8 protein-coding genes are annotated in these 21386 nt (G+C 59.0%); 5 read left to right on the forward strand and 3 right to left on the reverse strand.

Annotation, left to right across the window (positions count from 1 at the left end; translation table 11 throughout):
- From CIB54_RS03525 to CIB54_RS03535, 3 genes are read right to left on the reverse strand one after another with little or no spacing between them, the layout of a single operon-like run.
- Complete coding sequence (locus CIB54_RS03525) at positions 1-4596, reverse strand: SpvB/TcaC N-terminal domain-containing protein (protein ID WP_101218601.1); 4596 nt, start codon at positions 4594-4596, stop codon at positions 1-3.
- Positions 4593-9422 carry a Tc toxin subunit A-related protein gene (locus tag CIB54_RS03530; RefSeq protein ID WP_101218602.1) on the reverse strand — a complete coding sequence of 1610 codons (4830 nt, stop codon included), beginning with the start codon at positions 9420-9422 and terminating at the stop codon, positions 4593-4595. The genes CIB54_RS03525 and CIB54_RS03530 overlap by 4 nt, the downstream gene beginning before the upstream one ends.
- Before the next feature lie 44 nt (positions 9423-9466).
- On the reverse strand, positions 9467-12253 hold the full coding sequence (locus CIB54_RS03535; protein ID WP_101218603.1) for a Tc toxin subunit A: 2787 nt from the start codon (positions 12251-12253) through the stop codon (positions 9467-9469).
- A gap of 178 nt (positions 12254-12431) precedes the next feature.
- On the opposite strand from CIB54_RS03535, the gene CIB54_RS03540 reads away from it, so the two are divergent.
- The 5 genes from CIB54_RS03540 (at position 12432) to CIB54_RS03560 (ending at position 21379) form a co-directional block, all read left to right on the forward strand.
- Positions 12432-15338: an RHS repeat-associated core domain-containing protein gene (locus tag CIB54_RS03540; RefSeq protein ID WP_101218605.1), complete on the forward strand. Its 2907-nt coding sequence runs from the start codon at positions 12432-12434 to the stop codon at positions 15336-15338.
- Positions 15339-15469: 131 nt separating this feature from the next.
- Positions 15470-16411, forward strand: coding sequence for an oxygen-dependent tRNA uridine(34) hydroxylase TrhO (locus CIB54_RS03545; protein ID WP_101218607.1), 942 nt, complete (start codon positions 15470-15472; stop codon positions 16409-16411).
- A gap of 3 nt (positions 16412-16414) precedes the next feature.
- On the forward strand, positions 16415-17053 hold the full coding sequence (locus CIB54_RS03550) for a DsbA family protein (protein ID WP_101218609.1): 639 nt from the start codon (positions 16415-16417) through the stop codon (positions 17051-17053).
- Positions 17043-18845, forward strand: a complete 1803-nt coding sequence (locus tag CIB54_RS03555) for an ABC transporter ATP-binding protein (protein ID WP_065950212.1) — start codon at positions 17043-17045, stop codon at positions 18843-18845. Before CIB54_RS03550 ends, CIB54_RS03555 begins: the two co-directional genes overlap by 11 nt.
- 71 nt (positions 18846-18916) lie before the next feature.
- Entirely contained in the window at positions 18917-21379 is a 2463-nt protein-coding gene (locus tag CIB54_RS03560; protein WP_101218611.1) for an EAL domain-containing protein, read from the forward strand.
- Positions 21380-21386 lie beyond the last annotated feature (7 nt).

The following is a 21386-nucleotide window of genomic DNA, read 5'->3' on the forward strand; positions in this document are numbered from 1 at the left end:
TTATCGCTCGTCAGTCAGTGCTTTGGAGGCGGCAGCTTGCAGTTCTTCGTAGGTATCGTTTTCATCCTCGTTGACGGTGTACCAGGCCCAATAGGTGGTACGCCGCATGAATCCTCCTGCGGTCAGTGTCTTTGTCGGGCGCCCGAGGGGGTCGTAGAACTGTCGGTCGCTATGGCCCAGCTCGCGCATGGATTGATCATTGACGTAGGCGTGCTTGTCGGCGAAGTAGGGGCGGTAGACGCGAATGACCAGGCCCTTGTTGTTGTATTCGACACGCTCGCTGACGCGCCAGCGGGGGTCGGCTTGCACGTGGCGCAGCTGTTTCTTGAAGGTGCCGGGTACCGTATCGGGTAGGCTGTCGACCAGCAAATTGCCCTTGTCATCAACCGCATTGGCCAGGCCTGGCTCAGTCTTTTGCTTGGTCTGCAAGGTACGGCTGAAGCCATCCCAACAGGTCAAGGTCATACGGATCTGTCGGGCGGCATCGTCCGGGTAGCGGTCGGCTTGCAACATGAGCCCATGTACCGGTGTCCGGCTGGCTTTGTCGATCAACGCCTTGAGTTGTTTGTCGCTGTCGCTGAGCCCCTGGCGCGCCGGTGGGCCCAGACGCATCCTCGCGCTCGCGCGGATATGCCCGCTGGGGAGCAAATAGGCTGCGGCGACCCACTCTGGCTTGACCAGGGCCATGTCGACCGTGCCCATCCAACTGAATGGGGCATAGCAGTGCAGGCTGGCCATGCTCTGCAACACGCTTTGCGCGTGTTCTATGGCAAACCCGGGCGTTACATCCTTGGGCGGGCGGTAGCTCTCCAAGGCGGCGAAACCTACTTTGCGGTTGTGTTCGTGACCGTGAAAGGTGTTGACGAGCAGTTGCCCGAAACCGTCATAAAGTGCTTCTTGAATATTGCCATTGGGGTCGACGATTTTTGTCGGCAGCAGCAATCGATAGTCGTATTCGGCTTTGGTCACACAACCATCGGGCATTTTCACACGCACGGTTTGCAACACGCAGGCGTCATAGCTGAGCGTTGTTTCGCCATGGGCCTCGGTGGCTCGCAGTGCCCTTAACCGATAAAACTGGGTGGCCATGCCATAGCGGGGAAAGTGCCGGCGAATCGACCATAAGCGATTTTCCTTGGGCGGCACTTCGCCGTCGAATAGAAAAAACAGCTCCAGGGTGTGATAGCCGCTGTCGCTGAGCTTTTTTACCAGATCAACTGCAGGTTGGTTGGGCATCGCCGGTATGTCCTTGTAGGCATTCAGGGCGTTGTCATCCAGCTCTGCGGTTTCCAGGTAATCGGTCAAAGCCTGGGCTGTAGCGTTGCCGGGCTCCAGGGTTTTACCCAAGCCACCGGCTTGTCGATAACGCTGCACGGACAAGCCGCTCAGTTCGCGTTTGGCACCAGCGGCCAATGGCCCGTCGCGGTTGTCGATGAACCCTTCATAGGCGATACGCCCAAGGTCTAGCCCGCCGGCCGCTGGTGCCTTGCCCAGCACCAGGGCATTGTTTCGTTGGCGGTACGGTAACGCCAGACGCCAGTTTTGTGCGTCGTCCAGATGAATGTGCTGTGCCAGCGTTTCGCTCAGGTAATAGAACTGCTGCGCGCTGTCATGAGTGTCGCGCCACCAGCGCTTGTGATGTTCATCGACCAGCACGGCGGGCGGTAAGCTGGAGGCGCTCGTACGGCGGGCGTAATGCAGGGTGACGCCATGCACCAGGCAGCCATAGGCATCCCAGCGCAGGTTGATCTGGTGTTGGCAGACGGGATCGTCTTTCACCCCTTCATATTGGTAGGTGATCGACTCCAGGGCCAATGGCAGTAGCCGGGCATAGGGCGTATGGGCACTGTTCGGCGCCAGTTCGCGGATCAGATAACGCTGTTGCTTGACGCAATAGGGCACGGTGCCTTGTGCCGGATCCGCCGCTGCCACCTCCACCCTTAGCACACTGCCGCTGAGTGCGCGTGCCACTTCGCGTGCCAGCGATGGCGCAGGATCGCTGATCAAGTCGTCGTGATGGTCCAGCGGTTGGGCCCCGGACGTCGCCTTGTATCGGCTGACCAGCGTGCGGCCCATGGCCTTGGCCTGTGGGTCGTGAGTGCTATGGCCGAGGGTGGGCATGTCGATGGATTGCCCGGTATGAAACCAGGTCTTGGTGCGCACAGGTGCGCTGAAACCCTGGGAGTGTTGTTCGTCCTTGTTGCTTTCGGTGTCGGTTTGCAGTACCAGCCCGAAACCCCGAAATTCGCGGTCTGTGCGGTCGTAATAAGCCTGGCGATAGCGCCAGTGTCGGGTCAGTTGGTTGCCGGTAATTGCGTCCCGTTGGGTTTGTTGGCTGACCAGCAGCAGCGCAAAGGGTAACTGGCTGACCGCAGGCTGGCCGTTGGCGGGACGCTCACGTTTTTCATCCAGCCATTCCTGGGCACTGCTGCGATACTTGATCAAGGCCTGAGCACCCATGTTGTTGTCGGTTCCCAGGAGCAGCCAGGGCTTCTGGCTGAAAAAGTCGTAGCGCCAATGTACGGGGGTCTGGTGGGCGGCGGTCAGGATCAGGCTGGGGCAGCCCAGGCCGTCCACGTCGACGACGTTGACCTGACAGTGGTCGTCGTACCGCACGCCCTCCGGCCATGGGACTTTGATCGCCTGTGCTTCGAAGCCGTTGCCCCCTTTATTGAGAAAAATACACAGGTGAGCGTTGCTCAAATACAGCAAGTCGGTAGCGCCACCTCCATTCAGGTCGACGAGCAGTACATCGGCCGCCTTGAATGTTTCATAACGCAACGGCAACGTGGCCAACACAAACCCTTGGGCAAAACGCCCGCGACCCAGGTTTGGCCAACATTTTATTTCGTTATGACGGATACGTACCAGATGCTGCTGGCCTGTGGCGAGCACATCGCTGAACGCCACCAGTTCATTGGGCGAGTCAGAAACGATCGGCAAGGTGTCGTCGAGCGTATGCGGCACTTCGATGGAGGGTTCGAAGCCTTTTTTTCGGCGATTGGCATACAGGCGCACGCTACGCGGGCCGATCATGGCAACGTCAGGGCGTCCCGTGCCCATCAAGTCGGCAAGTATTCCCTGGGGATGGAAAAATTCCGACGGGAACGCGTCGAACGGCGTGAAGGTTGACCAGTTGCGCTGCTCGTCCAGGCTGAAAAAGCCGCTCATCCCAGGTTGGGCAACCAGCCAGTCCAGACGGCCATCGCCGTCCACATCGGCCAGCGCCTGGTGGATGGGCCGGGTGCTGTCGGCGACCGGCACCCGCGCCAACTCCCGGGCGGCGCCGTAAATCACCTCGTCGCCGGTCTTCGTGTGCTGCGGCCTGAGGGGTTCACGGTAGTACCAACTCTTGTCAGCGCGGTACAACACACCGGGTATGCCCTCGCCATACAGATCGACCAGTTGATAACGATCGCTGTCATGCAGCCCGGGCAGTGAACTGAAGGGTTGATAGCGGCTCGGGTCCACCTTGAGCTGGCTCGACTGGTAAAAGCACTCCAACGGCGGGCGGCTCACACTATTGCCCGCGCTGTCGTAGGCCTGCTCATGCACCGCGCTCAACAGGCTGACATGGCTGGAGGTGCGGTATTCCAGCAGCAGACGCTTGACCAGCACCGGGTCAGCGCCCATTCGCGCTTCTTTGGGGAAGTGATGAAACATCAGGATCTGGCTGCAACGGCGTAGGGTGCGCAACTCGAAGCCGTAGGCAAAGTCCGAGCAGGGGTCGGGTCGTGCCGGCCAGTCCCGGGTTCTCCGGTACGTCGGCCGCTGATCCAGTGCGAGCGCACGTTCGCCGTAATCGAACAGCAAGTGAAAGTGCCAGCCCATGTCCGGCTCATCGTCGGTCTGCCAGAGGTAAAGCTGTTCCTGCTCCCTGGCGGTGAAGTTGGCATAGCAGACGCGCTCCAGGTAATGCCGGGCTCGACAGTCCCTCGGGTAGCGTGAGCGATCGGTTTCTTTTTTGTAGTGATAATAAATATGCTCGCCGTGGGCACTCAGGCTTTCCTGCAACAACCATTGCCCCACATGGTGCGGGTGGTCCGGATCGGCAATTCGGGCCAGTGGGGTTTTTCCGTAAAAGTGCTGACTGCCATCGGCACCGCGTAGCAACCAGAAGCCCGCCGTGTCAGCTGCCGATTGCCAGTGTTCGATACGGTCGAAGCGGGTCTCGACCCTGGGGAAGTGGCGGGTAACCGTATATGCGCGGGGCAGTGGCAAGCCATTGAAGGATGCAAGGCTGCTACGGATGATCGCCCCCTCGGCGTCGCGTTCCGGTAGCCAGATTTGCCCGTCGGGGCCCAGCACCGCATCGTGCACCGTGTACCCCGGCACGCCATGGGAGGTGCGTTGGCTGACGGCGCCCAGGTGCACGCCCCAGCCCAGGCCGAAGGGGCCGTTACCGGCGCCGCTCTGGTAGGTCAGCGACATGGCTGGCGTGTAGCCGCGCGCGGGCGAGATCGGCAACGTAATTTCAAAGCTTGCCGTACCACTGGAACCGATATCGCCCCAGCCCTTGCCGGTGCCCTGGATAGCGGCACCGCTCTTGGGCAGGGCCGGGGTATTGACCTGCAGGTTGTGAGTGTCGTCGCTCATGCCTGACCCCCGCCGGCAGCGGCCACCCTGGCGGTGTAGCGCAGGTGAATGACAATATCGTTGATGGATTCCAGCACGGCTTTCTGCCGGTCCGGGTTGGGAAACTCCAGGGTCCAGTCGGAAATGGCCCCGGTGTATTCGAAGGGCAAGTAGCGATCGTTGCTCTCGAAGTTGAGCGTGAACAGACCGTTGTCATCCAGCCCGGTGGACAGTGCGATTTGCTGATGGGCACGCATGTCGCTGCGTCGAGCGCCCGTGGGCAGTACGATTTCGTTGTGGGTCTGGGTCAGTATCGCCTTGATGTCCTCATAGGGCCCCAGGGTTGCGGGCAACGACACGCTGATGCCTTTGATTCGCCGCAGGATGTGCTTGGGGTAATCCTCGTCAAACAGCGTCCCGGTCAATTTGAAGCACAGCATGCCTTTAGCGACCAATTGTTTTTTATGCTCGGCCCACTTGTCTTGCGTAGTCGAGGGTTGAGTGTCGTTTGTACGGGTGGGGGGCGTGGTGACTACGCAATCGATCAGGCGATGACGCAGGGAGATGGTCTTGACGATCTCCAGGTCTCGCACGTTTTGGTTCAGGTAGGCTGCATTCATGTTCAACAGCGACAGCTTCAGGGCCTCACCCGCCAGGTAACCGCGGTAGTTGTTGTTCCAGGCACTGGGCTGGATAAACGTGCGCTCATAATCTGCTATTTCGTACTGCCAGCACGCTTGCGCGGTACGGCACAGGGAAAGGCCAAGGTCATAGACTTGGTAGTAGAACTTGCTCAGTTGTGCATTGAGCCAGTCATATAGTTGCGCCTTGGTAAAGCGCTTGGCCAGTAATTGGTAGTTTGACCAGGCCTGGGCCAGGGAGGTCTCGGCCAGGCGTAATTGCAGGCGCGTGGCTTTTTCCTGCTCCGCATAGGCGTGTGACTGGGCATCGATCTGGGCCAGTTCGAGTTGGGCTTGATCCTGGGCATGCGCCCATTCTTGCGCCCGGCGGTTGAATTGCTCGGTACGGTCCAGGTCCGCGGCAGTGCCGCGCAAGTGCGTCGCAATGCCTTGGGCCACGGCTTGGGCGGCATAAAACGGGCCTTCCCAACGCCACCCGCCGCTACTTGTACCGAAGATGTTCGGCGCCATCATCGCAATGCCGGCCGCTGCGGCGGCGACGGAGCCTGCGGTCTCGAATCCGCTGCTGATCAGGTAGAGTTGGCCCGCGTTCGCTTCTGCGAGGCTGATGCCTTCGGTGAGCAGGCGTTCGTAGTGGCGCATCCGGGACTCGATCATGCTCCGACTGGCGCCGAGTGCCTGGCGGTTTTTTTCGTCGATCAACAACGCCTGGTGTTGTTGGGTTACGACGATATTGGCCAAGTCCCAGGCTTGTTGTTGCTGCAACTCCAGGTATTCAGCCTGTTCCTTGCGCTCAATCAGGCTCAGCACCGTGTTGCCCAATTGAATCACGGCTTCAGTTGCTGTGAGGGCGTGGCCCAGCATGGTCTGAAAGCGATAATGACCGACTTGCGCGTCAATGAACGTCGCCACGCCTCCTTCGCCGAAGGCACCTTTGCTCTGGCTGGCCAATAGTTTGAGAGGGGAAAGCGGGGTTGCGTACAGCGACAGGCGCAAGGGCTTGCCGGTGATATCGAGATTATGCCGCAGGTTATGCAGACGGCTTTCGAGCTTGTCCCAGCGTGCGACTTGCTCGGTATTGAAGGGGAGGCACAGATTATCGGTGTCTGTGAGCGACGCCAGTGCGGTAGCTTCGGTCGCAGGGTTGACAGTGATTGATGGGGTTTGCTGCTCCAGTTTTACCAGGGCCTTAGAGCGCTCCTTCGTCAGGTGTTCGAGGGTAATTTCATCCCACGGTTCAGTGGTGGTGACGCGGGGGCGTGGCCCGAGAAAATGATTGGCTCGTGTGTACCAGAGTTTGGCTTGGGTGAGGCTGTCGGGGGTGAGCTGTCGATAGGCTGCATCGCCACGATTGAGCAGTATATCGAGATAAAACAGGTAGATTGCTTTGCGAAAATGCACGGGGGCGCGCATCGCCAGTTTGTGTGGGTCGTTGGTGACGGAACCGGGGCGCAGGTCGGTACGAACAAGCTCTTTGAACCCCCAGAATGCAGGGTGTTCGCTGGCCTGATCGGCCAGCCGCCCTGGGTCGAAGAGGTATTTGAGCCAGGCTTGTGCTTGGCCATACTGCTGCTCCTGATTCAGGCGATGGGCAACCAGCCAGGGCACGTACAGGAACAGCTCCCAGAAGTGCTTGCTATTAGCCCCGTTAAAATCAATGTCTGCTGCTGCTCCACTGGGTGTGAGTGGAGGTTCTTGCCACGTTTTCGGCGTTAACGAGAACAACGTATCAAGGCTGTCATTGGCCGCCTGGGCCAGCTTGCCGGCAATACAGGTATTTGTGCGAACGGTGGTGGGCATGTTGGCCGGTGGGGTGGAGGCGCTCTCGGAGAAATCAATAAATTCGGCGGTGCCGAGTATTCCTGACGTATGCCTTTTGATCGTCGGCGCCAGTTGCTGGTTGAGCGTTGCGTCAGCGTCGGAAGCGGCCGGTTTCAGGGTTGTCGCTTTCAGGGCATAACCGAGGATTGTCGAGTCCAGGTTGGCAGGCTCAAGCGTCGCCACCCCATGTATCAGGGTGATGCCGGACTCTTTCTGCTCCTGTGTCAGTGCAATACGAGCCGTGACCCGATGCCCCTTGGTTAATTCGGGGGTTGATCCGTGGAGGCTTTCGTGGGCAGTGTTCTGATAGTTGATGATTTGATGTGAGTTGGCGCTGATGAACTCGGTAAATGGATAGTCTTTGAAATTTGCACTCATGATGATGTGCTTATAGGCACGTAATGTGGACGTGGTCACCTCGGCCTTTTTGATGATCAATGTATTTTGTGCGTGCAGCGAGTTCTTTTTATTGAGCCCTGTGTATCGACTGTAGCGGTTGAGGGCGACAGCGATGTGTTTACCTCCACTGGTGTATAAATTTATGAAGGCCGTCTTGTCGATGAAATTACCTGCCAGTGAGAAGCCGCCTGCGATCTGGTTGTTGTTCGTCAGGCTGATCAGTGATCCGTTCTCGGCATGTACAGCGTTGGGGAACTCCTCGTGTGTGACCGGGTTTTTAAAATAAAGGCTGTAAAAGTCCGTGTTCAATTCGTCAGTCGTGCCGGTGATGTAAGAGCCAGAGGCCAGTTTGAGCTGAGTGGTTTTCGGATTGTCCAGTGCGTCGTCTGTTTTCAGCGTGATCGTAATGTCCCTGGGCGCTTTTGCTTTTAATGTGACACTGTACGACTGTTTGAAATCGCCATTGAGGGTGGAGAAAAATACAATCTCGTTGGTGTTTGAATCAAAAGAAACATCACTGGGTTCGGTGTCTTTTATCTGTTCTCGAGATTTTTCCAGGTTCCAATCCTTGTTGTCTTCGATATTTGTTTCCTGCTTGATGGTCAGCGAATGCCTGGCTGCGGGCGTCACCTTGAACTGCAAGTTACCCTGGTTTTTGTGAGCGAAGAACGTGAGGTATTGCCGAGCGCGGTCAGGCAGTAACTCGCTGTAATACCCGCTGACGCTTTGATCTTCACCTTTTGCTACAGCCTGCACTTTTGTCTTCTGTGACGGATCGAAGGATTCCAGGAGTCGGTTTATCTCCTCGGCCACCTGTGAGCCGGGCAGCACGCTGTAGCGTTCGGGGCTGCCGCCGTCGGCGATGGTGGTGATGTTGAAGGACTGGTCGATATGGACAGCCTGGAAAAATTTCCCAATAAAATGCTCCTGCTGTTTAGGGTCTTTACGGCTGGTGGCGAGCACACTTAAAAACAGTACAGGGGGACCGTTGCTGTCGACGATTGCCACCGTTTGTGTAATGGTTTTCAGAAAGGCTGCAGTCAATGCGTTGACGTCTTCGGTGGCGCAGTATTGCTCGATGCAGGATTTAGGTGCACTCCAACTGCTGTCGTACTTTTTATAAGAAAAATTGAGGCGAAATTTGACGTAGCGACTGTTGATCCATTCGGTCTGCTGTTTTTTTTCCGCAGGATCGGGTTGCGTCGGTTTGACGGAACTGGTGGCGGCGGGCTTGATGCATTCGGCCCAGATGAGAAATAGCCGGTTATTGAAATACACCGGCCGGATACTTTGCTCGGCGGTGGCGTCGGAGACCGACACGTTGATTTTTTCCCAGTCTGTCCAAGCGTCCTGAAAAAGTACCGAGCCTGCGCGTTTGGACAGGTCGAGGGAGCGCCAGTAATAGGTGTGTTCGGAACTCGATTTACCGACGAAGTAATAGGTGCCGCTATACAGGTCGCTCAAGCCGGCGTCGATATAACCGTTGATCGTGCGTATGTTGGCGATTTCCTCGAACCTGGCCAGGTAATTGTGAACCGCCGTGGTGACGGTATCCGCTTGAATTCGATACTGGCTCAGGTCGTTTTCCAACTGCTCAAAGCTGTCGGTCTTGGCATGCCGTAATGTCGGGTCCAAATAGTTGGCGGGGTGATACTGCAACTGCTGGCTGGCGTTCCAGAGTGCGTAGGTGTGCAACTGTTCGCGCCATAACTTGTCCTGTGCCGGGGTCATGCGCCGCTCTTCATAGCCCGGTTCCAGGCCCAGCTGGATGCGCGTGATGTACTGTTGCAGGCTGGAGATGGCACAGGCTACCGTGCTGGTCTGCACGGCTTGGCTGACTTGTACATCGAGCAGCCAGTATTCGTATAGGTCGGCGGCATGGGTGATGTTGTTCTCTAGTTTGCCAGGTACCTTGTGGGTGAGGTAGTACGCGAGCATGGCGTCGCGCAGGCTTTCATTGAGCAATTGATTAAACGAGTGAGACATGATCAGTCCTTGAGCAGGTCGAAAGCGGATAGGGGGTCAATAGGTTATGGATGCGCACTTACGACCGCCTCTCCGACGGTCTTCCAGTCAGCAAATGTCGAGTCGGCCTTCAGTTCGCTGGCTTTAATCAGCATCTTGGCGGGCAGGCCTGTGTCCTTGCTGGCTTGGCGACAGCGCAGTACCCAGTCCAGGCGGTTCATTGAGGTAATGCGTGGCGGTTTCAGTTGGCTGCTGAAGGCATCTATTTCACTGGCACTCCAGTCTAAAAGTTGAGCGAGACGCTCGTTTGTTTCGTCACTGTCGTTCTGCGCAGCGCTGTTGGGCAGGGTATTGGCTTGTTCGAAATAGTTGAGAAGCTGTTCTTCCGTTACACCACTGCGGTCAATGCAATGTTTGAACTGCTGCATGAGGTAGAGGTTGTTCGGGGTCAGTTCCAGCAACGAGGACTCTTTGTACTCGCGCGCAAGCCAGTGCGGGTTGACCAGAAACTGATGAAGCGCATGTGGGCTGAGGGGCAGTTGCAGAAAACCGGCGGCGTGAGGCAACCGCAGTATCAAGTAGGCGAGGGTTTGCAGCGGCGGGTCATCGGGGGCATGTAGGCGCAAGAAATGGTGGTGAAAGTCGTATTTTTTATAGCCGTTGGCGTTGCCTGGCGCATGGGGGACGTCCTGGATGATTTTTTTAAGGCGTCCATACAACGACCACAACTCATTACGCACCGTGCTCAGCAGATTGCTGAGTTCAGACTTCGCTTGGTCGATCAAGTGTTTCGTACGTGTAGCGTCAATGCTGACTTTAACGGAAGAGAGCACTTCATCGAGCGCCGCCTCGATGGTTGTGTCGGGGCGCATCCGTTGCAGCGCTGTATAGGCTAAGGATTTCCAGTCAACGACAGGCAGGCTGGCTGGTTCGTCATCGGGTTGCTTGGGAAGAGTGAGCCGTTGCAACTGTTTGGAAAGAGAGGCCTGGTCATAGCTGGCGAACTCCTTCAAAAGCAGGTTGATGGCCGGGTCCTGGGCTTTGTGATCCAGCAATAACTGGTGTCTGAACAGCGCCAGGCTGCTGCCGTTTTCCTTGAACCAACGGCTGGCCCATTCCAGGTGCATGAGCATATCGAGAAAGTCAGACACACCTTTCGGCTTGTTTCGTAACGTTGGGTTGCGCAACTGCATGAGAAAGTTTGCTTTCCCGAGCATTTGCGCCAGTTGTCGGCATTCCATGACCGACACGCCAAACAGGCGGGCGATGCGCGCTTGTCGATAGATCTCGCTGACCGTCTCGATCGTACGGGTTGCAGGCTGGTCGGGGCTGATCAGTAGTTGCAGCGACTCCTGAGTGTCTTGCAGGCCCAACCCGGTGCACAGTTGTTGCCGGGTGGTAGCGTCGAACGTAGCACTGTCCAGATACAGGGGGGGCAGGGCAGAGCCGGCGCGATTGAATACCTGGTCGAACAACGACATGCGGTCGCCTGAGGCATGAACGGGCAATTGATGGAGCCAGGCGGCAAACTCTTCGGCTTGCAACCCGTAGCGCTTGCTCAGATAGCAAAACACCCCCAGTGCCCGGAGGGTGTTATGGGTGATCCGCAGCGCGCTGTTTCTGGTGCCTTCGCAGCGCATGGCGCTGACTATCAGAGTGTCCAATTGCGCGAAATGCACGCCCAGCCAGCGCTGTAGGCGAATCATGCGTTGCAGTCTGTCGAAGCGTTCAAGGCTGACGTTGACCAGCTTGGCGGGCGTGCCGTTGTCCAGGCTGATAGCGGGCGTTGCCGTGCCGTTGATGTAGCACGCACCGTAAGTGAGGCCGGTGTCCTGCTGGCAGTGAGGTGATTTGCGCGGTGATTGCGTCTGTTGTGCGAGCAGCGCCTGAAGTTGTCCGGCATCCATTTGTGTATGGTGCAGAAAGTCAGTGAGCGCCTGCGGTCCCAGCAAATCAGTTTTCCAGTTGTAGTACTTGAGATAGAACTTTTGCGCATCCGTTGCGGCTACCCAGCTATCTTTCAGCATCGTCTGTAGTTCAGGGCTCAACCCCGATAACTGACATTGGACCTCGTTGTTCTGTTCGCTGACCTGCCCGTAATGGCTGGTTTCTCCCGCCAGGGGCAGTTGGCGGCTGATGCGATAGCTCAACTCCTCCAGCGCCGGCCTGTCTCCCACCAGGCGCCGTTGGCATTGCTGATGGTGGAAGTGATAGGGCAGCGAAAACGGGTACCAGGTTTTACTCAGCACCTCATAGGTCGTTTCGTCTGTGCCCGGCGCGATATTTTCGAGCAGGATCTGGTTGACGATCGACAACATGGGCACCTGGCCCGACACGCTGTGTTGGTTGATCGTCAATGCCCCGAGGTCCGGGCGTCGCTCCGACAGCTTGACCGCATTTGCGCCCTTGGCGTTTTGTTCCAGTTGCAGGGCGAACAGATAGAGCGCCCGTAGGTAGGCCGCCGGCGAATCGATCGCTGCGATGGAAGAACTGGCACAGAACTGATGCCAGTTTTCGTTGAATAAGGCCTGGTAGGTGGCGCTGGTTTCGGGGGCGACACTGCGTTTATCACGCGGTGAAGGAGGGGGCGATGAGACTTGTTGTTCGCGAAACAGCGTTTCCAGCTGCGCTGCAGCGTTCTGGGCCTTGAGGTACACCGCGCGGGCATCGTCGTCGTTGCAGGTGGCCAATTGCTCTGCAAATGCCTTTTCGCCGAGACGCACAATGTCGAATACCGAGCGAATGTCGAGGCGCTGCAGCGCGGTTTTGAAATCGTCCCGGCCGGGGGCGGGAGGGCGTGAGTGATCAATCAGTTGAGCGAGCAAGGAGCTGCTGTCGGCTTGCATATTCATACGTTCCTTCACGTCCGCCGACGGGTCCGGCGGGCAATGAAAAACGCTATCACGCAGATTAACGGGGCCAGGTATAGGTATTTACAGGCATCGCCGGCACCCATACGCCGATACCACCTTTATCCAGGGCAACAAGCCCAGGCTTTGCTGACCTTTGTGCAATTGAGGTCATGAGATCATGTCTGCTTCACTTCATCGAAATACGCCCTCGCTTGCGGCATTCGACCCCCGTGGGTTGACCGTGCGCAGCGTCGCTTACCGGCGCGATACCCCCCAGGCTGCGCCAACGGCCCGTGTCAGGCGCCAGGTCTATGGGGCCAGCGGCCTGCTACTGCAGCAGTGGGACCCACGCCTGTATGCCCTTAAATTGAGCGTGCCCTTGACCGAGGCGAACCAGGAGTCGGTGTACAGCCTGTCCGGCACGCTGATCCGCCGCAACGATGTGGATGCCGGCATGCGGCTGATGCTGTCGGCGCCCTCCGGGCAACTGCTGCATGCCTGGGACGGGCGGGGTGCGTATCAGCGCCACGACTACGATGCTTTTCAACGCCCGGTGGCGGTGTTCGAACAACCTGCCGACCAAGCGCAACCCCACTGTGTCGAACGCCTGGTGTATGCCCTGCCAACCCCCGAGCACCGTGCGCTCAACCGCAGCGGCCGTTTGGTCCGCCATGCCGATCCGGTGGGCACACAGGTGTACGATGAGTACGGGATTACCGGCCAGGTGCTGCAGCAAACGCGGGGGTTTCGCGAGCCCGCCGGCGAGGTTGACTGGCCACTTGCCCAAGCCGATCAGAACCAGCAATTGGAGCGCGCGCGTTACACCACACGCTGGACGTTTGACGCCCTCGGCGGCACCTTGAAACAGGTCGACGCCAAGGGTAATGGCCGCCACTTTGCCTATGGTCTGGATGGCCAGGCGAAACATATCTACCTCGCCTTGAAAAGCGGTGTGCGCAAGACCGTCATAGAGCGCTACGACTACAATGCCGCCGGTCAGGTGGAGGCGGCCCTGCTGGGCAATGGTGTGAGCAGCCTGTCCGCCTATCGGGCTGAAGATGGCCGTATGCATCGGCTGATGGCTTACCGTAAAAATGAGATGGCCGCGCCGCTGCAGGATTTGAATTACGACTATGACCCGGTGGGAAATATTTCAGCCCTGCGGGATCGGGCGCAACCGACACAATGGCGTCACAACACGCAAGTGGAGGCTTGCTCTCGCTATGTATACGACTCGCTGTACCAACTGACCCAGGCGAGCGGTCGCGAGAGTGCCGCCGCCGCCATCGGCCCGGCACTGCCCGCGCGTATTTCGTTCGGTTCCACCGATACCGGTTTATGGCGCAACTACACCCAGCACTATGCCTATGACGAGGGGGGCAACCTGACCCGGCTGCGCCACGTGCCGTCCAGTGGCGTCGGCTACACCCGCAGCCTGCAAGTGGCGACGGGCAGTAACCGAGGATTGTCGAGCGAGCATCCGGTAGCCGAGCTGACGCAGGGCTTTGATGCCAATGGCAATCAGCAACAGCTGGAGCGCGGCGTGCCTATGACGTGGAATGTGCGTAATCAGTTGGCCCGCGTTACGTCAATTTTGCGCGAGGGCGGGGCCTCGGATGAGGAGGCTTATATGTATGCAGGCGACGGTCAGCGTGCGCTCAAGCTCACTCACCAGCAGGTGGCCGGCAGCCGGCAAACGGCCCGTGTGTATTACCTGCCAGGCCTGGAACTGCGCCAACGGCCGTTGCGTCGGTTGAACGTGGTGCGCCTTGAAGTGGCGTGTTGCACGGTTGAGGTCTTGCAATGGGAGCTGGGACTCGATGAGGGGGCCGCCGATGAAACCCTGCGTTTTTGCCTGAAGGATCAGCAATCGAGTCATGGCCTGGAGCTGGGCGAGCAAGCCGAGTTATTGAGCCAGGAGAGTTATTTTCCGTATGGGGGGACGGCGTGGTGGGCCTCACGCAACGCGGTGGAGGGCAGCTACAAAACCCGCCGATATTCGGGCAAGGAGCGGGACGGCGGTGGTTTGTATTATTACGGTTTCCGCTATTACGCCCCGTGGTTGCAACGCTGGATAAGCCCTGACCCCGCAGGGGATGACGGGCAGCTCAATCCTTATCTCATGGCGTTCAATAACCCGGTCACGTTCGTTGATTCAATGGGGCTGCAGCCTGCCTCCGTGGAAAATACCCGGATACAGGGCGGTATTGTAATTTTGCTGTTTTTAGTCTTGCTGGGCCTGGGTGTGGGAGCGTTGCTGGGGAATGCAAACTTGGGGGCTGCCGTGGGCGCGCTGGTGGGAGGTGCACTCTTTGGTGCCAGCCGCCTGAGTGCCTATCGACAAATGCAGCCGGAGGCCGTGGCCAGTGCAGCGCAACAAGTGGAACAGCAGTTCGCCAGGGATACTACGGAGATGGCGATCAATTTGGCGCAGCAGGGGTCGTTGAGTGACGAAGAAACAGAGCGGCTGGTGAATTTTGCCTATGCGCGTCGCCCTGCTGAAGGAGGCATTTTCCTTGGAGTCCATGAACGTCAGGGGACCCTCTATGGCTACGCGGGACCTATGGACCAACGGCCCGCTGTCGAACGCGTATTGGAGGGGAGTGGTAACCCGATGCCTGAGTTGAGGCGCATGGGTTATAACGAAATAGTGCTGCGAAGGCCTGGGCTTGAATCCGTTGGTGCGCGTGGTCAGCAGGCAGGGCCGAGTGCGTTTGAGGTCGAGGCGACCACGCAGGTGGCGGGTTCAAGTCGCGCCCGCGGTGCTCGGCAAGCACAGTCGCAGGTGCCGTTGGCGCCGCCGGCGGCAGCGAGAGCCGCTGCCCCGCCGATGATGATTGACACCGCCAGGCTTGCAGATACCCAGCTATCGGGCCGCGAGCGCCGCAGTATTGCCCTTGCCCTCGGCCACTTGCGTGAAGGGCGTTTCGCTGCGGTTCATTGGCATCTTCACGCAGATCAACTGTGGTCCGCTGATTTGCACGGCTACGCCAGTGCGCGTGGACGCGGTGTCTATCGTTTGATGCTCAGCCATCAGGGTGGCCGGCGGTACCGAGTGGAGGGCGTACGCAACCCACACCGGTGAGGACATATCAGCGCCTGCGTGTCGGTGCGGTGGCGGCGTGGTTTTGCTAGAATGCGCGCCGCGTCGCCTGGTCGGCGTCATTTTGCATCCGGTTCACCCCTTACGAGGGTAGCCACCTGGAGAGATTACCCATGACTCAACCTATCGTCGTGGCGGCACTGTACAAGTTCGTCACCCTTGAAGATTACGTCGCCCTGCGCGAGCCACTGTTGCAGGCGATGGTCGACAACGGCATCAAAGGCACCTTGCTGATCGCCGAAGAAGGCATCAACGGCACCGTTTCCGGCAGCCGCGAAGGCATCGATGGCCTGATGGCCTGGCTCAAGAAAGACCCACGCATGGTCGATATCGACCACAAAGAGTCCTACTGCGACGACCAACCGTTCTACCGCACCAAGGTCAAGCTCAAGAAAGAGATCGTGACCCTGGGCGTGGAAGGCGTGGACCCGAACAAAAAGGTCGGCACCTACGTCGACCCCAAGGATTGGAACGCGCTGATCAGCGACCCCGACGTGCTGCTGATCGACACCCGCAACGACTACGAAGTGTCGATCGGCACCTTTGAAGGCGCAATCGACCCGAAGACCACCAGTTTTCGCGAATTCCCCGACTACATCAAAGCCAACTTCGATCCGGCCAGGCACAAGAAGGTCGCCATGTTCTGTACCGGCGGCATTCGTTGCGAGAAAGCGTCGAGCTACATGCTCAGCGAAGGCTTCGACGAGGTCTATCATCTCAAGGGCGGTATTCTCAAATACCTCGAAGAGGTGCCGCAGGAAGAGACCAAGTGGCAGGGCGACTGCTTCGTGTTCGACAATCGCGTCACCGTGCGCCACGATTTGAGCGAAGGCGACTACGATCAATGTCATGCCTGCCGCACACCGGTCAGCGTGCAAGACCGCGCGTCCGAGCACTACGTGGCCGGCATCAGTTGCCCGCATTGCTGGGATAAGCTGCCGGAGAAAACCCGTCGCAGCGCCATCGACCGGCAGAAGCAGATCGAACTGGCCAAGGCCCGTAACATGCCGCATCCGATTGGTTTCAACTACAAGCAAACCCCTTCCGAGGCTTGAACCATGACCGCGCGCCTGCTCTATGTAATGGACCCGATGTGTTCCTGGTGCTGGGGCTTTGCCCCGGTGGCGCAGGCGCTGGTTGAGCAGGCCCGGGCGGCCGGCGTGGAGTTGCACCTGGTGGTGGGCGGATTGCGCACCGGCAGTGGCGCGGCGCTGGAACCGACTACGCGGCGTTACATCCTCGAGCACTGGCAGGCGGTGACCGACGCCACCGGCCAGCCGTTCAAGCGCGAAGGCGCGTTGCCCGATGGGTTTGTCTATGACACCGAGCCTGCGTGCCGGGCCATCGTCACTGCGCGCAGCCTGGCGCCCGATTGCGCCTGGAAGCTGGTGGGGCTGATCCAGCAGGCGTTCTATGTAGAGGGCCGCGACGTCACCAATGCCCATGTGCTGGTGGAGCTGGCCGAACAGGCCGGTATTCCGCGTATCGAGTTTGCCGGCGAGTTCGACCGTGCCGAGCAGCACGCGGCCACGGCAGCGGATTTCACCTGGGTGCAGGATCTGGGCATCGCCGGTTTCCCGACCTTGCTGGCCGAGCGCAACGGACAATTGGCGCTGCTGACCAATGGCTACCAGCCGCTGGACGAGTTGTCACCGTTGCTCGCCCGATGGCTGGAGCGAGCCACCTGTGCAGGATGAGTCAAAAACCGGCGACCGCCTGACCTGGGCGGAAATCCGCCGCCTGGCCCTGCGTCACAAAAAATCCCTGTGGATCGCCAACAGCGTCGCCGTGCTGGCGACCTTGTGCAGCGTACCCATCCCGTTGCTGTTACCGCTGCTGGTCGACGAAGTGCTGTTGGGCCATGGCGACGCCGCGCTCAAGGTGATGAACCACGCGCTGCCCCTGGGCTGGCAGAAAGCTGCCGGCTATATCGGTCTGATGTTAATGGTGACTCTGGCCCTGCGTTGCGGTGCTCTGGTGTTCAACGTGGTACAGGCGCGGCTGTTTGCACGCCTGGCCAAGGACATCGTCTACCGCATCCGCGTGCGCCTGATCGAGCGGCTCAAGCGCATCTCCCTGGGCGAATATGAAAGCCTGGGCAGCGGCACGGTGACCACCCACCTGGTCACCGACCTGGACACCCTGGACAAATTCGTCGGCGAAACCCTCAGCCGCTTCCTGGTGGCGATGCTGACCCTGGTCGGCACCTCAGCGATCCTGGTGTGGATGCATTGGCAGCTGGCGTTGCTGATCCTGCTGTTCAACCCGTTGGTGATCTATGCCACGGTGCAGTTGGGCAAGCGTGTCAAACACCTGAAAAAACTGGAAAACGACAGCACCTCACGGTTCACCCAGGCGCTCACCGAAACCCTGGATGCCATCCAGGAAGTGCGCGCCGGCAACCGCCAGGGTTTCTTCCTCGGCCGCCTGGGCCAGCGTGCCCGTGAGGTGCGGGACTATGCCATCCACTCACAATGGAAAACCGACGCGTCCAGCCGCGCCAGTGGCTTGCTGTTCCAGTTCGGTATCGACATCTTCCGCGCCGCAGCCATGTTGACCGTGCTGTTTTCCGACCTGTCCATCGGCCAGATGCTCGCGGTGTTCAGTTACCTGTGGTTCATGATCGGCCCGGTGGAGCAGTTGCTCAACCTGCAATACGCCTATTACGCGGCAGGCGGCGCGTTGACGCGTATCAACGAACTGCTGGCCCGCGCCGACGAGCCGCAATACGCGGGAGGCGCCGACCCCTTCAGTGGGCGTGCGACCGTCGGTATCGACGTGCGCGGCCTGGACTTCGGCTACGGTGACGACCTGGTGCTCGACCAATTGAACCTGGCCATCGCACCGGGGGAGAAGGTCGCGATTGTCGGCGCCAGCGGCGGCGGCAAAAGTACCCTGGTGCAACTGTTGCTGGGTCTCTACACACCGCAGGCTGGCAGCATTTGTTTTGGCGGCGCGAGCCAGCAGGAGATCGGCCTGGCGACCATCCGTGAAAACGTCGCGGTGGTGCTGCAGCACCCGGCGCTGTTCAATGATACCGTGCGCGCCAACCTGACGATGGGCCGCGAGCGTACGGACCAGGCCTGCTGGCAGGCACTGGAAATCGCCCAGCTGGATGCTACCGTCAAGGCATTGCCGTTGGGCCTGGACAGCATAGTGGGGCGATCCGGCGTGCGTTTTTCCGGTGGTCAACGGCAACGCCTGGCTATCGCGCGCATGGTCTTGGCCGAGCCCAAAGTCGTGATTCTGGATGAAGCCACCTCGGCGCTGGACGCGGCCACCGAGTACAACCTGCATCAGGCGCTGGCGCGGTTTCTCAGTGGGCGTACTACACTGATCATCGCCCACCGGCTCTCGGCAGTGAAACAGGCTGACCGTGTATTGGTGTTCGATGGCGGGCATATCGCCGAGGATGGCGACCATCAGCAATTGATTGCCGATGGCGGGCTGTACGCCAAATTGTATGGACACCTGCAACAAGTACGTTGATTTAGCTTAGGCTGTGCTATCGGGAGCGGATTTTCGCGTGCGTATTGAGCTGTGCATGTGCAAGGGACTTCATGAAGCAAAAGCGGACTCTCGGAACGCCACGGCTGCTGGGCATTGTCTGGCCCTTTATTGCCGTTGTACTGTTCCAGGCATTGTTAGGCTGCGTCAGTCTCTACGTGCTCTCGGCGGTGCGTGGCTATGTGGCAGGTGAAAGTCTGTGGTCCAAGGGCCAGAAAGACGCTATCTATTACCTGACCCTCTACGCCGATAATCGCGAAGCCGCCACCTACCTCAAGTATCAGCAAGCCATTGCGGTGCCTCAGGGCGGGCACGAGTTGCGCATCGCCCTGGACAGCCCCACCCCTGATATCCCCGCTGCGCGCCTGGGTATCATCAAGGGCGGCAACCACCCGGACGACGTCTCCAGCCTGATCTGGCTGTACCTCAACTTCCGTCATTTCAGCTACCTGGAAAAAGCCATCGAACTCTGGACGGTGGGCGACGGCTACCTGTTGCAACTGGACGACCTTGCTCGCCAAATGCATGACGCCATTGCTGCCGATCGGGTGAATGCCGACGATGTGCGGCGGTGGAAAGCGCGTATCACAGCCATCAACGAAGGTGTGACACCGGCCGCCAAGGCGTTCAGCGATGCCTTGGGCGAAGGTTCGCGGATGATCCTGCGCCTGCTGTTGATCACCAACCTCGCCACGGCCCTGGGCCTGATCGTTCTGGCGCTGCTGCGCACGCACAAGTTGCTGGCCCAGCGCCATGCGTTTGCCGATGCCCTGCAAGCGGAAAAAGAGCGGGCGCAGATCACCCTGGAGTCGATTGGTGACGGTGTCATCACCACCGACGTGGACGGTTCGATTGCCTATATGAACCCCGCCGCCGAAGCACTGACCCACTGGACGTCGGCCCAGGCCCAGGGCCTGCCGCTGGCGGCGTTGTTCAAATTGCTGGATGAGAACGCCGAGCCGGACGGCTTCACCCTGATCGAGCACATCATCAAGGGCGAACTCAGTGGCGGCAGTGAGCATTCCAAGCTGATACAGCGCCTGGACGGCAGCACTGTCTCGGTGACCCTGGTGGGCGCGCCGATTCGCAGCGCGGGCAAGGTCAGTGGCGCGGTGCTGGTGCTGCATGACATGACCCAGGAGCGCCAGTACATCGCCAATCTTTCCTGGCAGGCGACCCACGATGCCTTGACCGGCCTGGCCAACCGGCGTGAATTCGAATACCGCCTGGAGCAGGTGCTGCAGCAGGTGGTGCGCCAGCCAAACGGCCGGCATGCCTTGATGTTCCTCGACCTGGACCAATTCAAACTGGTCAATGACACCTGCGGCCACGCCGCGGGCGACGAGTTGCTGCGACACATTTGCGCGCTGCTGCAATCGGACTTGCGCGAAGGCGATACCCTGGCGCGGCTGGGCGGCGATGAATTTGGCATCCTGCTGGAGCACTGCCCGGCACCCGTGGCCGAGAAGATTGCCGAGAGCCTGCGCCACACGGTGCAGAGCCTGCACTTTGTGTGGAAGGGCCGGCCGTTCATGACCACCGTCAGCATCGGCCTGGTGCATATCTCACAAGCGCCCACCACCCTGGAGACGTCGCTGCGCGCCGCCGACATGGCGTGCTACATGGCCAAGGAGAAAGGGCGTAATCGGGTGCAGGTGTATCACGCCGATGACTCGGAGCTGTCCATACGCTTTGGCGAGATGGCGTGGGTGCAACGCCTGCACATGGCCCTTGAGGAGGACCGCTTTTGCCTTTACTCCCAGGAAATTTCGCCTCTGGGCCCTACCGAAGCGGGCACCGGTCACATCGAAATACTCTTGCGCCTGCACGACGAAGCGGGGCGAATCATCCTGCCTGACAGTTTCATTCCGGCGGCCGAGCGTTACGGCTTGATGACTTCCCTGGATCGCTGGGTGGTGGACAACGTATTCAAGATCATTGCCCGTTGCATGCACGAGCGTCCGGGCCGACCCATGGCCATGTGTGCGATTAATCTGTCAGGCATAACCATTGGCGATGATGATTTTCTCGGGTTTTTGCGTGAAAAATTCGGCACTTACAGCATTCCCCCGGAAATGATTTGTTTTGAAATAACTGAGACCAGCGCTATCGCCAATTTAGGCAGTGCAATTCGTTTTATTAATGAACTCAAGGCGTTAGGTTGCCACTTTTCCCTTGATGATTTTTGCGCCGGAATGTCCTCATTCGCCTATCTCAAACATTTACCTGTAGACTTCTTGAAGATCGATGGAAGTTTCGTAAAGGATATGCTGGACGACCCGATTAACCGCGCCATGGTCGAAGTGATCAATCACATCGGCCATGTCATGGGTAAACGCACAATTGCCGAGTTTGTTGAAACGTCGCAGATCGAACAGGCGTTACTTGAGATAGGTGTGGACTACGCTCAAGGCTATCTGATCGAGCGCCCGCAATTGTTTACCTGTGATCGCCTGCAGTGCCGACCCGTGCGGCCGCAGCCCCTGTTATTCAAGGCGCCCGGTACATTCCGCTGAAACTTGC

The organism is Pseudomonas fluorescens, assembly GCF_002837185.1.
GTDB classification, from domain to species: domain Bacteria; phylum Pseudomonadota; class Gammaproteobacteria; order Pseudomonadales; family Pseudomonadaceae; genus Aquipseudomonas; species Aquipseudomonas fluorescens_AM.